This window comes from Methylosinus sp. PW1, from assembly GCF_000745215.1.
Taxonomy (GTDB): Bacteria; Pseudomonadota; Alphaproteobacteria; order Rhizobiales; family Beijerinckiaceae; genus Methylosinus.
This window is the reverse complement of sequence record NZ_JQNK01000009.1, coordinates 2440246-2452551: the sequence shown is the minus strand read 5'-3', so window position 1 is coordinate 2452551 and position 12306 is coordinate 2440246. Positions and strand designations below refer to the sequence as shown.

Here is a 12306-nt window from a genome sequence, read left to right as displayed (position 1 = left end):
CTTGTCCCTCTATTCCTCCCGCCGCCGCATCAATGTCCTCGCCACGACGCTGTGCTGGACCGGCACCATCTTCGGCCTCGCCTGGCTGGTGCTGATCCTCGGCGCGCTGATCTATGAAGGCGCGCGCGGCCTCTCGCCGGCCGTCTTCACCGAGATGACGCCGCCGCCCGGCGCCACCGGCGGCCTGCTCAACGCCATCGCCGGCTCGCTGGTGATGACGACGATCGGCGTGCTGCTCGGCACGCCGCTCGGAATGCTCGCCGGCACCTTCATGGCCGAATATGGCCGCTACTCGAAGCTCAGCACGGTGGTGCGCTTCATCAACGACATTCTGCTCAGCGCGCCCTCCATCGTCATCGGCCTCTTCGTCTATACGGTGGTGGTGGCGCAGGTCGGGCATTTCTCCGGCATAGCGGGCGCTCTGGCGCTGGCGGTGCTGGTGGTGCCGGTCGTCGTCCGCACCACGGAGGACATGCTGCTGCTGGTGCCGCTGCCGCTGCGCGAGGCGGCGACGGCGCTCGGCCTGCCGCGCTCCCATATGCTGATGCGCGTCGCCTATCGCGCGGCGAAATCCGGCATCGTCACCGGCGTGCTGCTGGCCATTGCGCGCGTCTCCGGCGAGACGGCGCCGCTGCTCTTCACCTCGCTCAACAATCAGTTCTGGAGCACGGATCTCAACGCGCCGGTCTCCAGCCTGCCCGTCGTCATCTTCCAATTCGCGCTCTCGCCCTACAAGGACTGGCAGCAGCTCGCCTGGACCGGCGCTCTGCTCGTCACCATCGCCGTCCTTCTGCTCTCCATCACCGCGCGTGCGCTCAGCAGCCAGGGAAAACACAAATGACCGCCATGCCGGTTGTCGAAGCCACCATTCCGACCAAGGTCTCGGTTCGCGATCTGGACTTCTATTACGGATCGACCAAGGCGCTGAAGTCGATCTCGCTGCCGCTCTACACCAATAAGGTGACGGCCTTCATCGGCCCGTCGGGCTGCGGCAAATCGACTCTGCTGCGCATATTGAACCGCATGTACGACCTCTATCCCAAGCAGCGGGCCGAGGGCGAGGTTCTGCTCGACGGCGAGAATATTCTCGACCCGCGCGTCGATCTCAACCTGCTGCGCTCGCGCGTCGGCATGGTGTTCCAGAAGCCGACGCCCTTCCCCATGTCGATCTACGACAATATAGCCTTCGGCATTCGCCTCTATGAGAAGCTCTCGCGCAGCGAGCTGGACGGGCGCGTCGAGGCGGCGCTGCGCGGCGCGGCGCTGTGGGACGAGGTGCGCGACAAGCTGAACTCGAGCGGCCTCGGCCTCTCGGGCGGCCAGCAGCAGCGCCTGTGCATCGCGCGCACCGTCGCCATTCAGCCAGAGGTGATCCTGTTCGACGAGCCCTGCTCGGCGCTGGACCCGATCTCGACCGCGAAGATCGAGGAGCTCATCGACGAAATGTCCGAGCGCTACACGATCGCCATCGTCACCCACAACATGCAGCAGGCGGCGCGCGTCTCCGATTTCACCGCCTTCATGTATCTCGGCGATCTCGTCGAATTCGGCGAGACCAATAATCTCTTCACCGCGCCGCAGAACAAGAAGACGCAGGACTATATCACCGGCCGCTTCGGCTGAGCGCGCATCGCGCACGAGGACATTGAGACCATGAGCGAACATATCGTCAGCTCCTATGACCGCGACCTCGAAGTGCTCGGCCGTCGTATCGCCGAGATGGGAGGCATCGCCGAGAAGATGCTCGCCGAAGCCATGGATGCGCTCGCCAATTTCGACATAGAGCTCGCCCATCGCGTCGTCGCCACCGATCAGCGCCTCGACGCGCTGCAACGGGAGATAGAGGAGAGCGCCATCCTCACCATCGCGCGGCGGCAGCCGCTCGCCATCGATCTGCGCGAATGCATCGCCGCCATGCGCATCGCCGCCGATCTCGAGCGCGTCGGCGATCTCGCCAAGAGCATCGCCAAGCGCACGGTGAAGATCCTCTCAGAGGCGCGCGTGCCGCGCGCCGTCATCGGCCTCAAGACGATGGCGGAAGTCGCCGCCATACAGCTGAAGGACGTGCTCGACGCCTACGCCCAGCGCGACGTCGAGCGCGCCCGCGCCGTGTGGACCAATGACAGCGAGCTCGACGCGCTGGAAGATTCGGTGTTCCGCGATCTCCTCACCTTCATGATGGAGGACCCGCGCAACATCTCCTTCTGCACGCATCTGCTCTTCTGCTCGAAGAACATAGAGCGCATCGGCGATCACACCACCAATGTCGCCGAGACGATCGTCTATCTCGTCACTGGCGAGGCGATGCCGACCGACCGCCCCAAGGGCAGATCGGCGAGCCTCCCCGCCAGCGCGGAACCGGATGAGCCCGCAAAATGAATGAAATCCGCGTCGCCGCTCCCCGCGAGGCGCCGCATGACCGAGCGCCGCGCATTCTCGTCGTCGAGGACGATGCGGCGTTGGCGCTGCTGCTCGGCTATAATCTCGAGGCCGAGGGCTTTCTCGTCGAGCATATTGAGCGCGGCGACGAGGCGGAAATCCGCCTCGCCGAATCGCAGCCCGATCTCGTCATTCTCGATTGGATGCTGCCCGGCGTCTCCGGCCTCGAGATCTGTCGGCGCCTCCGCGCGCGCGACGACACGCGCAGCATGCCGGTCATCATGCTCACTGCGCGCGGCGACGAGAACGAGCGTGTGCGCGGCCTCTCCATCGGCGCCGACGATTATGTGGTGAAGCCCTTCTCGCCGCCGGAGCTGATGGCGCGCGTCCATGCGCTGCTGCGCCGCGCGCGGCCGGAGCGCGTGGCGACGCGCCTCGTCGCCGGCGACATAGACCTCGACCGCGAGACGCGCCGCGTCAAGCGCAGCGGGCGCGAGATTCATCTCGGCCCGACGGAGTTCCGCCTGCTGGAATATCTGATGGAAAAGCCCGGCCGCGTCTTCTCGCGCGCGCAATTGCTGGACAGCGTGTGGGGCCTCTCGGCGGAGATCGACGAGCGCACCGTCGACGTGCATGTCGGCCGTCTGCGCAAGGCGATCATCCGCGGCCGCGAGAAAGACCCGATCCGCACCGTGCGCGGCACCGGCTATTCTTTCGACGAGACTTTCGGGAGGAATTGAGGGGGCATTCTCGGCGTTGTGAGCGACGCCCCCTCCCTCACCCTCCCCCGCTCGCGCGGGAGAGGGAAGGCGGCAGGCGTTACGCGAGCTCTCGATGACGCGCCGAATCTGCTCCCTCTCCCGCAAAGCGGGGGAGGGCTGGGGAGGGGGCCGCCCGGGCGTTACGAACGCCCCGCCAGCTCCGCCGCGCGATAGCCGGACCTTATCGCCCCTTCGATCGTCGCCGGAAGGCCGGTCGCCGTCCAATCGCCGGCGAGGAAGAGATTGCGCCAGCGCGTCGTCGCGTCGGGGCGGCGCTGCTGCTGCGCCGGCGTCGCGGCGAAAGTGGCGCGCTTTTCCTTCACGATCTGCCATGGCGGCAGCTCCGCCGGCAGGCCCGTCGCGGCGGCGACCTCGGCCCATATGCGCTCGGCGAGGCTCTCGCGCGGCTCGTCCATCAGCCGATCGGCGCCGCTGATCGTCACCGAGAGCCGATCCTCGAAGGCGAACAGCCATTCGGTGAGCGAGCCGATCATGCCGAGCAGAGCCGGCTGACCCGGCGGCGGCGCGATCTTGAAATGCGCATTGACGATGCCGCGGAAATCATCCGGCGCGACGAGGCCCGGAACGAGCTCCTGCGCCGCCCAGGGCGGGACGGCGAGAACGATGCGATCATTCGCGCCGATAGCGATTTTATCGTCGCCGAAATCGAGCGCTGTGGCGCGCTCGCCCGCGAACTGGATTCCCTTCAGCCGCGCGGCGAAGCGCGGCGCGGCGCCGCGCGCGGCCAGCGTCGCGAGCGCCGGCTCGATGAAAGCGGTCCCGAGCCCGCGCCGCGCAACCAGCGGACGGCAGGCGGCGCCGCCGGCGGCGAGCGTCTCGCGCAGCACGGCGGCGGCGAGCGCGGCGGAAGAATCGCGCGGCTCCGTGTTGAGCGCGGAGAGCAGCACCGGCCCCCACAGCCGCTCATAGAGCACGCCCGAGCAATTCATCGCCTCGCCGATTGTCGCGCCCTTTTTGGCGAGGAGAATGCCGATCGCGCCGAGATAATCGCCCGGCGCCGTGCCGGGCGCGCGGCGATCACGCACAAAAATCCACCAGGGCAGGCGCGAGGAATTGGGCCGCATGCGCCAGCGCGTTCCGTCACGCGTGTCTAAAAAGTCGAAGGCGCATTCCTTCAGCCCCACCAGCTCCTCCGCCGAGCCGATGCGGCGGGCGTAATCCAGCGCCGTGGAATTGCCGGAGAGCAGCAGATGATTGCCATTGTCGATGACGAGATCGAGGCTGGAATCATAATAGGAGCGGCAGCGCCCGCCCGCCATGCGCGCGGCCTCGTAGAGCGCCACGCTGCGGCCCTCGTCGGTCAGGCGAATGGCGCAGGAAAGGCCGGCGAGGCCGGCGCCGATAATATGGGTCGTTCCGCTCACGTCAGCGCGAATCTCAGCAGCGCCAGCAGGACTTTCGTCCGCGAGGCGGAGACCGGCGCGCGCGGCGGCGCGAAGCCGCGCGCCACCAGACGATCGAGAACCGAGCGATAGGCGGTCGCCATCAAATAGGGCGCCTTCACCGCGCGCTGCGGCGAGACGCGCATCAGCAGCTCCGATTCCGCATAATGCTTGCGCGCGCGCTCGGCCACCGCCGCGCAAACATCCGGCAGGCCAGGATGCGCCAGCACCGCGCCGCGCTCGAAATTCGTGACGCCGGCCGCCTCCAGCGCCTCGCGCGGGAGATAGAGCCGGCCGCGCGCCTCATCCTCGTCGAGATCGCGCAGAATATTGGTGAGCTGCAAGGCGCGGCCCATGTGATAGGCGAGCATTCGCGCCTTGGTCGGCAGCGCGCCGCCGGCGCTCTCCGCCTCATCGGCGAGGCCGAAGACACGCACCGAGAGCCGCCCCACCGCGCTCGCGACATGATCGCAATAGAGATCGAGCCGATCCCATTCCGGCGCGCGAATGTCCTCCACGACATCCATCGCCATCCCGTCTATGACCGCCTCGAAATCGGCGCGCTCGAGGCCGAAGCGGCGCACCGGCCGCGCCAGATCGGCGCAGCGCTTATGTGTGCGGCCGGCGTAGAGCGCATCGAGATCGCGCCGCCAATCGTCGAGCTGGGAGAGGCGCAAAGCGCGATCGCCCTCTTCGTCCGCAATATCGTCGACGGCGCGGCAGAAGCCGTAGATCGCATACATTGCGTCGCGCCGCTCGGGCTCGAGAATGCGCATGGCGAGATAGAAGGAGCTTTTCGCAGCGACCCGCGGCGCCTCGGGAGCGATCGTCTCCATGCTCATCGCGCGACGCTCGCAGCGGAGGCGGCGCGCGGCGATATGAGCCGGCGCAGCAGAGTGGTCCCGGCGCCGGCGAGCGCCGTGAGGAGATATTGCTGCTTGGAGGCGTGAACCTTCTCGCTCAGCGGATCGGCGACGCGCAGCCGCGCGGTGAGCGTCTCGGCGAGGCGCTGGATCGCGCCCACTTCCAAGGCGAGGCGCGTGTCGACAATGAGATCGGCGAAAGGCGCGCTCTCCTTCAGCAGCTCCTGCGTGCGCTCGGCCAGCGCGCGCAGAGTCGCGGCGAGCTGCGGCGAGGCGCGCTCGGCGGAGAGCATCTCGACGCTCGCGCCAGCGGCGGCGAGCGTGTCCTGCGGCAGATAGACGCGATCGAGATTGCGATAATCTTTCGCGCAATCCTGCAGATGATTGATGATCTGCAGCGCCGCGCAGAGGGCGTCATTGGCCGCCCATGTCCGCGCGCGATCCTCGCCATGGACGTCCAGCACGAAGCGGCCCACCGGCATGGCCGAATAGCGGCAGTAATCGATGAGATCGTCCCAGTCTCTATAGCGCAATTGCGTCACGTCGCGGCGGAAGGCGATGAGCAGATCCTGCGCATGGCGGGGCTCGAGGCCGCGCGCGGCCAGCTCGGCGCGCAGCCGCGAGGCGACGGGGATATCCTCGCCGGAGCCGAGCAGCGCCGCCTCCATGCGGTCCAGCATGGCGATCTTCTGATCGCCGGGGAGCGTCGCATGGTCGGAGATATCGTCCGCGGCGCGCACGAAATCGTAGAAGGCCAGCACGGCCGCGCGATGGCGCGGCGCGAACAGAGAGGCGACGGGGAAATTCTCGTCCTTATGGCCTTTCCCCGAAGCGGCGGCGGCGATGTCGCTCATGTGATCGCTCATCCTCCTCAGGGGGCCTGGTAGCGGCCCTTCCACGCGCCGCCGCGCCCGCGTGTGTGCCGCCAGGCGGACAATAGCGTGAACCACGTATAGCAGGCGGCGACCGCCGGCAAGGCGAAGGCGCCGAGCCGATTGCGTCCGTAGAAACGCAGAGACGGCATATAGGACTGCGCCATCAATAGATAGGCGACGAGCGCGAGATAAGCCGCCGGCTCCGGCGCCGCGAAGGCGAGAATGGGCGGCGCGAGATAGACGAGGCCCATGCCGAGAACCGCGCCGAAGAGCCGCCAGGGCGAATAGCCCAATTGCGCATAGGCCGAGCGCGTCACCATCTGCTCGATGTCGCGCAAATGCGGATAGGGCCGCAGGCTCCAGGCGTCGTCGGTGAGGCCGAGCCAGATCGGCCCCTGCTTCTTCATCAGCTTGCCGAGCGCGCAATCGTCGATCAGCGCGCCGCGGATTTGTTGCAGGCCGCCGGCCTCCTCCAGCGCCGCCGGGCGCACCAGCATCACCCCCCCGGCCGCCCCAGCGACCGGGCTTTTCGGATCGTTCACGCGCGGGAAGGGGTAGAGCATCTGGAAGAAGAAGACGAAAGCCGGCACGAACCAGCGCTCGGCGAGGCTCTCGCAGCGCAGCTTGACCATCAGCGAGGAGAGCACCGTCCCCCGCGCCGCCGCGCCGGCGACGAGCCGCTCGACGAGGCCCGGCGCGAAGGCGATGTCGGCGTCGCAGAACAGAATGAAATCGGGCGAGACGCCGGAGCTGAGCACATGAGCGACGCCGCGGTCCATGGCGGCGAGCTTGCCGGTCCAGCCTTGCTCCGGCCGGCCCTGGAGCACGGTGAGCCGATCCTCGGCGCCTTCCTCGTGGGCGCAGGCGCACGCGACCTCGGCCGTGCCGTCGGAGCTCTCGTCATCGACGAGGACGATCTCGAGCCGGCCGGAAAACTCCTGGCGGAACAAGGATCGAAGGCCGATGGCGACGACATCCGCCTCGTCGCGCGCCGGAATGACGGCGACGACGCGCGCGCCCTGGGGGACTTGCGCGCCCTTGGGAACGAAACGGCGGTCGTGCTCGGTGAGGCGCCAGAAGCCGCCATTGCCGAGCAGGAGATAGAGCCAGACGAGGAGGCCGACGCCTCCGAGGACAATCGCGATCATATTCCGAGCGTTCGCGTCGCCGGGGTCGCCGGGGACGATGTGACGAGGGCTCGGCCATAGCACCGCCGCGGCCGCGAGGCCAGCCCGGCCGGCGGCCGGCGCGTCGCAACCGCCGGCGTCTACGGGATTTTCCCGGGAAATGGCCGGCGGCGGCTTCTCTTCTATCTGGAACAGGCGTATATCGCCGCGCCGGCGCAGCCGGGTCCGAGCATGCCGAACAGCATGTCGAGGGACCGGCCGGGCGCCCGCGCATCCTATGTCTTTCGAGGAAAACTCCATGGATCCCAATGTGGCGCGTGACGCGGCGGGCTCTTCCTCTCGATGCGACATGGAGGGCGCGGCGGCGACGCAGCCGGCGCCCGTCGCCGAGGGCCACGGCTCGGCGAACGCCGCCGGCCTCATCGTCGGCTCGATCGGCGTCGTCTATGGCGACATCGGCACCAGCCCGCTCTATGCGCTGCGCGAGTCGCTCGCCCACGCCAAATCCGGCGGACTCGGCGAGGATGTCGTCATCGGCACGATCTCGCTGCTCATTTTCGCGCTGATCTTCACCGTCACCGCGAAATATGTGTTCTTCCTGATGCGCGCCGACAATCGCGGCGAGGGCGGCATTCTCTCGCTGATGGCGCTGGCGCAGATCGCGCTGGGCCGGCGCGCGAGGCCGGTCTTCCTCCTCGGCGTCGCCGGCGCGGCGCTGTTCTCCGGCGACGCCATCATCACCCCGGCCATCTCCGTGCTCTCGGCGGTCGAGGGGCTCGAGATCGTCAATCCGAAATTCGGCGAGTTCGTCTTTCCCATCACAGTGGCGATTCTCGTCTCGCTGTTCTGGGCGCAGAGCCATGGCACGGCGCGTGTCGCCGCGCTGTTCGGCCCGGTAATGGCGGTGTTCTTCATCGTGATGGCGGCGCTCGGCGCCTCCCATATCGGCGACGCCCCGCAAGTGCTGCGCGCCTTCGATCCGCGCCATGGCTTCATGTTTCTGCTCACTCATGGCTGGATCGGCTTCGCCGTGCTGGGCTCGGTCTTCCTCGTCGTCACCGGCGCCGAGGCGCTCTACGCCGATATGGGCCATTTCGGCCGCGCGCCGATCCAGATCGCCTGGATGTTCTTCGTGCTGCCGGCCCTGTTCCTCAATTATCTCGGCCAGGGCGCGCTGATCCTCGCCGACCCCAAGGCGATCGAGAATCCCTTCTTTCTGATGGCGCCGGACTGGGCGCTGCTGCCGCTGGTCATTCTCTCGACGCTCGCCACCGTCATCGCCAGCCAGGCGGTCATCACCGGCGCCTTCTCCATCGTGCGCCAGGCGATACAGCTCGGCCTGCTGCCGCGCCTCGAGATCACCCACACTTCCGCGACGCAGGAGGGGCAGATCTACATCGGCCGCGTCAATCGGCTGCTGCTGATCGGCGTGCTGGTGCTGGTCACGGCCTTCAAGAGCTCGAGCGCGCTCGCCTCCGCCTATGGCATCGCCGTCACCGGCACGATGGTGACGACGACGGCGCTCGCCTTCATCGTGGTGTGGCGCAAATGGCATTGGCCGCTCTGGGCGGCGTCGCTGTTCATCCTCGCCTTCCTCACCGTCGATCTCGCCTTTCTGGCCGCCAATCTCATGAAGGTGGTCGAGGGCGGCTGGGTTCCGCTGCTGCTCGGCGGCGGCTCCATGGTGGTGATGTGGACCTGGGTGCGCGGCACATCCTTGCTCGCCGAGAAGACGCATCGCGATTCGATCCCGATCCGCGATCTCATCGCCATGCTGGAGAAATCCAAGCCGACGCGCGTGCCCGGCACGGCCGTCTTCCTGACCAGCGACCCGGAGGCCGCGCCCACCGCGCTGCTGCACAATCTCAAGCACAATAAGGTGCTGCACGAGCGCGTGCTGGTCATATGCGTGAACACGGAGGACACGCCGCGCGTGCCGCCGGAAAAGCGTTTCGAGATCGAGAAGCTCGCGCCCGACTTCACTCGCGCGACTTTGCACTTCGGCTTCATGGAGAGCCCGCGCGTGCCGGCGGCGCTGGCGGCGATGCGCAAGGCGGGGGTCAAATACGATATTATGACCACCTCCTTCTTCCTCGGCCGGCGCTCGATCAAGGAGAGCCCGGCCTCGGAAATGCCGGTCTGGCAGGACAAGCTCTATGTCGCTCTGACCAAGCAATCGGCCAACGCCACCGACTTCTTCTCCATACCGACCGACCGCGTGGTGGAGCTCGGCGCTCAGCTGACGATTTGACGCCGCGGGCGCGGGCGCGATTACGTGGTTTCCACGATTTGCCCTCGCGCCGCGCATTTCCGAGAATCGGGGCAGCGAGCATTGTCGCGTGCGCGTAGCCTCGGAGGGCCGCCTCCCCCGCGCCGCGACCCGCGGGAGAATCCGATGGCCAATCAGAATTTCGGCGATTTTCGCGATCTCGGAAAATATCAGCTCGACGCCTTCAACACCGCGACCAGCTCCACCGCCAAGAGCCTGCGCGCCATAGCGGAGGAGGCGACCGACTACTCCAAGCAGTCGCTCGACAATAGCCGCAACTATTTCGAGAAGCTGCTGCGCGTGCAGAAGATCGACGACATCGTGCAATTGCAGTCGGAATTCTACCGCAACGCCTATGGCGATTTCTTCGCTCGCGCCTCGCGCGTCGGCGAGCTGTGCTCCAATCTCGCCAAGGAAGCCTTCGTCTCCGCCCAGAGCGCGGGCGAGCAGGCGGCCAAGGCGAACCAGGAGGCGGCCAGCAAGATCATCGCCGACATCAGCGAGCAGACCGAGAAGCTCGCCGCCAAGGCGCGCGAGGCGGGCAAGGGGGAGCATTAGCAAAGGCGCCCTTGCGCCGGCGCGCGAGTTTTGCCACATAGGGCGCGGGAGGTTGGCGGTGGACGCTCCACTCGCCAACCGGGTCAGGTCCGGAAGGAAGCAGCCCTAACGAGTTCCGGGCGGGTCTTCGTCCAGCCTCCCACTTTTTGCGCCGCCGCCCCGGCGCCGACCAAAGGGCGGACCCTCCTCCGGGCGACGAGATGGACGACGAGCATTCTGCGCCATCCGACGCCCTGTTTCCCGCCGAGCCGCAGGCCAAGCGCGAGGGGCAGGCCGCCTATCGCGTGCTGGCGCGCAAATATCGTCCCTCTGGCTTCGCCGATCTCATCGGCCAGGAGCCGATGGTGCGCACGCTCGAGAACGCCTTCGAGCTGAACCGCATCCATCAGGCCTATCTCTTGACCGGCGTGCGCGGCGTCGGCAAGACGACCACCGCGCGCATTCTCGCCCGCGCCTTCAATTATGAGCTGCCCGCGCAGGACGGCCGCCCCGGCGTCGATCGGCCGACGATCCATATGGATGCGCTCGGCGCGCATTGTCAGGCGATCATCGATTCGCGCCATCCCGACGTGCTGGAGATGGACGCCGCCTCGCACACCGGCATCGACGACATTCGCGAGATCATCGAGAACGCGCGCTATCGCCCGGTGATGGCGCGCGTCAAAGTCTACATCATCGACGAAGTGCACATGCTCTCCAAGGCCGCCTTCAACGGCCTCTTGAAGACGCTCGAAGAGCCGCCGGAACATGTGAAATTCATCTTCGCGACGACGGAGATCGACAAGGTTCCCGTCACCGTGCGCTCGCGCTGTCAGCGCTTCGATCTGCGCCGCATAGACGCCGGCCTGCTCGCCGCGCATTTGCGCAAGATCTGCGATCTCGAGAGCGTAACCATAGAGGACGAGGCGCTGGCCATGGTCGCCCGCGCCGCGGAAGGCTCGGCGCGCGACGCGCTGTCGCTGCTCGATCAGGCCATCGCCCATGGCGCGGCCGGCGGCGGCGCGATCGCCGCGCAGGACCTGCGGCTGATGCTGGGCGTCGCCGACAAATCGCGCGTCATCGATCTCTTCGAGGCGGCGATGAAGGGCGAGATCGCCGCCGCCATCGCTCTGCTGCAAGACCAATACGACGGCGGCGCCGATCCGGCGCAAGTGCTGCTGGAGCTGGCCGAATTCACCCATCTGGTGACGCGGCTGAAGCTCGCGCCGGACGCCGCGCAATCCAATGCGCTGACCGAGGAGGAGCGCCGCCGCGGCGGCGATGCGGCGGGAACGCTCTCCATCTCCGTGCTGACGCGCGCGTGGCAGATTTTGATGAAAGGCGTCGACGAGCTGCGCAGCTCGCCGCGTCCTCTCGCCAGCGCCGATATGGTGCTGGTGCGCCTGACCCACGCCGCCGAAATGCCCTCGCCGGAGGAGGCGCTGCGCAAGCTCGGCTTCGGCCAAGGCGGCGCGCCGCGTCCCGCGCCGGGCCCGGCCGCCGCAGCGGCCCCCGGCGGCGAGCGGCCTCCGGTCGCGCTCGCGCCGGCGCCCAAGCCCGCGGCTTTCTCGGCGGCGCCTTCGGCAATCGCGACCAGCGCCGCGCCGGCCCAGCGCCGCGCGGCGGAGCCTTCCCCGGCGACGGGGGTGAAAATCGCCGATTTCCGCGCGCTCGTGGCCCTGGCGGGCGAGAAGCGCGACATACAAATGAAGATCGCGCTCGAGACGGAAGTGCGGCTCGTGCGCTTCGAGCAGGGACGCATCGAGTTCGAGCTGACGCCGGGCGGCTCGGCGCGGCTGCCGCAGCTCTTGATGCAGAAGCTGCAGGACTGGACCGGGACGCGCTGGCTGGTGGCGCTGGCCTCGGGCGGCGCGCCGACGTTGCGCGAGGAGGCCTTGGCCCGCGAGAGCGAGAAGCGCTCCGGGATCGAGGCCGATCCGCTGGTGGCGAGCATTTTGGCGCGGTTTCCCGGCGCGGAGATCGTCGCCGTGCGCGGCAAGGAGACGGAGCAGGCCGCGACGGCCGGCGCCGAATTGGCTTATGACGACGAGGAGCCGGACGACGTCTGAAGCGTCGCCGCGCGGGGAGAGAG

Annotated in this window: 11 protein-coding genes and 1 other RNA gene; 8 read left to right on the top strand and 4 right to left on the bottom strand. The window is 67.7% G+C overall.

Translation table 11 applies throughout. From position 1 onward, the window contains the following. The first annotated feature begins 1 nt into the window (after nucleotide 1). From pstA to phoB, 4 genes are read left to right on the top strand one after another with little or no spacing between them, the layout of a single operon-like run. Complete coding sequence (pstA, locus tag K369_RS21230; RefSeq protein WP_036293984.1) at nucleotides 2-841, top strand: phosphate ABC transporter permease PstA; 840 nt, start codon at nucleotides 2-4, stop codon at nucleotides 839-841. Next, nucleotides 838-1623, top strand: a complete 786-nt coding sequence (gene pstB / locus K369_RS21225; RefSeq protein WP_018267049.1) for a phosphate ABC transporter ATP-binding protein PstB — start codon at nucleotides 838-840, stop codon at nucleotides 1621-1623. The genes pstA and pstB overlap by 4 nt, the downstream gene beginning before the upstream one ends. A gap of 30 nt (nucleotides 1624-1653) precedes the next feature. Then, nucleotides 1654-2379, top strand: coding sequence for a phosphate signaling complex protein PhoU (gene phoU, locus K369_RS21220; protein WP_036293981.1), 726 nt, complete (start codon nucleotides 1654-1656; stop codon nucleotides 2377-2379). After that, on the top strand, nucleotides 2376-3119 hold the full coding sequence (gene phoB / locus K369_RS21215) for a phosphate regulon transcriptional regulator PhoB (RefSeq protein ID WP_036293979.1): 744 nt from the start codon (nucleotides 2376-2378) through the stop codon (nucleotides 3117-3119). The genes phoU and phoB overlap by 4 nt, the downstream gene beginning before the upstream one ends. A 161-nt stretch (nucleotides 3120-3280) precedes the next feature. On the opposite strand, the gene hpnE is transcribed toward phoB, so the two are convergent. From hpnE to K369_RS21195, 4 genes are read right to left on the bottom strand one after another with little or no spacing between them, the layout of a single operon-like run. After that, nucleotides 3281-4525 (bottom strand): hydroxysqualene dehydroxylase HpnE, encoded by a 1245-nt coding sequence (gene hpnE / locus K369_RS21210; protein ID WP_036293977.1) that lies wholly within the window; start codon nucleotides 4523-4525, stop codon nucleotides 3281-3283. Then, entirely contained in the window at nucleotides 4522-5385 is an 864-nt protein-coding gene (gene hpnD, locus K369_RS21205) for a presqualene diphosphate synthase HpnD (protein ID WP_051949452.1), read from the bottom strand. The genes hpnE and hpnD overlap by 4 nt, the downstream gene beginning before the upstream one ends. Next, entirely contained in the window at nucleotides 5382-6260 is an 879-nt protein-coding gene (gene hpnC, locus K369_RS21200; protein ID WP_036296141.1) for a squalene synthase HpnC, read from the bottom strand. Before hpnC ends, hpnD begins: the two co-directional genes overlap by 4 nt. Nucleotides 6261-6277: 17 nt before the next feature. Beyond that, nucleotides 6278-7429, bottom strand: coding sequence for a glycosyltransferase (locus K369_RS21195; RefSeq protein WP_036296139.1), 1152 nt, complete (start codon nucleotides 7427-7429; stop codon nucleotides 6278-6280). Nucleotides 7430-7706: 277 nt separating this feature from the next. Here K369_RS21195 and K369_RS21190 point away from each other — a divergent pair, with 277 nt between their 5' ends. The 4 genes from K369_RS21190 to K369_RS21180 all read left to right on the top strand — a co-directional run bounded on the left by K369_RS21190 (nucleotide 7707) and on the right by K369_RS21180 (nucleotide 12283). Continuing rightward, a complete protein-coding gene (locus tag K369_RS21190) occupies nucleotides 7707-9659 on the top strand; it encodes a potassium transporter Kup (protein WP_245278261.1) in 1953 nt (650 codons plus the stop codon). A gap of 144 nt (nucleotides 9660-9803) precedes the next feature. Continuing rightward, nucleotides 9804-10235 (top strand): phasin family protein, encoded by a 432-nt coding sequence (locus K369_RS21185; RefSeq protein WP_036293971.1) that lies wholly within the window; start codon nucleotides 9804-9806, stop codon nucleotides 10233-10235. Between the two features lie 46 nt (nucleotides 10236-10281). Further along, an RNA gene (gene ffs, locus K369_RS25745) (signal recognition particle sRNA small type) lies at nucleotides 10282-10379 on the top strand. A 56-nt stretch (nucleotides 10380-10435) separates the two neighbouring features. Then, complete coding sequence (locus tag K369_RS21180) at nucleotides 10436-12283, top strand: DNA polymerase III subunit gamma/tau (protein WP_036293969.1); 1848 nt, start codon at nucleotides 10436-10438, stop codon at nucleotides 12281-12283. Nucleotides 12284-12306: the final 23 nt, after the last annotated feature.

Coding starts and splice junctions, on each gene's coding strand:
- K369_RS21185 (WP_036293971.1), top strand. CDS start 9,804: ATGGCCAATCAGAATTTCGGCGATTTTCGCGATCTCGGAAAATATCAG.
- K369_RS21180 (WP_036293969.1), top strand. CDS start 10,436: ATGGACGACGAGCATTCTGCGCCATCCGACGCCCTGTTTCCCGCCGAG.
- phoB (WP_036293979.1), top strand. CDS start 2,376: ATGAATGAAATCCGCGTCGCCGCTCCCCGCGAGGCGCCGCATGACCGA.
- pstB (WP_018267049.1), top strand. CDS start 838: ATGACCGCCATGCCGGTTGTCGAAGCCACCATTCCGACCAAGGTCTCG.
- K369_RS21190 (WP_245278261.1), top strand. CDS start 7,707: ATGGATCCCAATGTGGCGCGTGACGCGGCGGGCTCTTCCTCTCGATGC.
- hpnC (WP_036296141.1), bottom strand. CDS start 6,260: ATGAGCGACATCGCCGCCGCCGCTTCGGGGAAAGGCCATAAGGACGAG.
- hpnD (WP_051949452.1), bottom strand. CDS start 5,385: ATGAGCATGGAGACGATCGCTCCCGAGGCGCCGCGGGTCGCTGCGAAA.
- K369_RS21195 (WP_036296139.1), bottom strand. CDS start 7,429: ATGATCGCGATTGTCCTCGGAGGCGTCGGCCTCCTCGTCTGGCTCTAT.
- phoU (WP_036293981.1), top strand. CDS start 1,654: ATGAGCGAACATATCGTCAGCTCCTATGACCGCGACCTCGAAGTGCTC.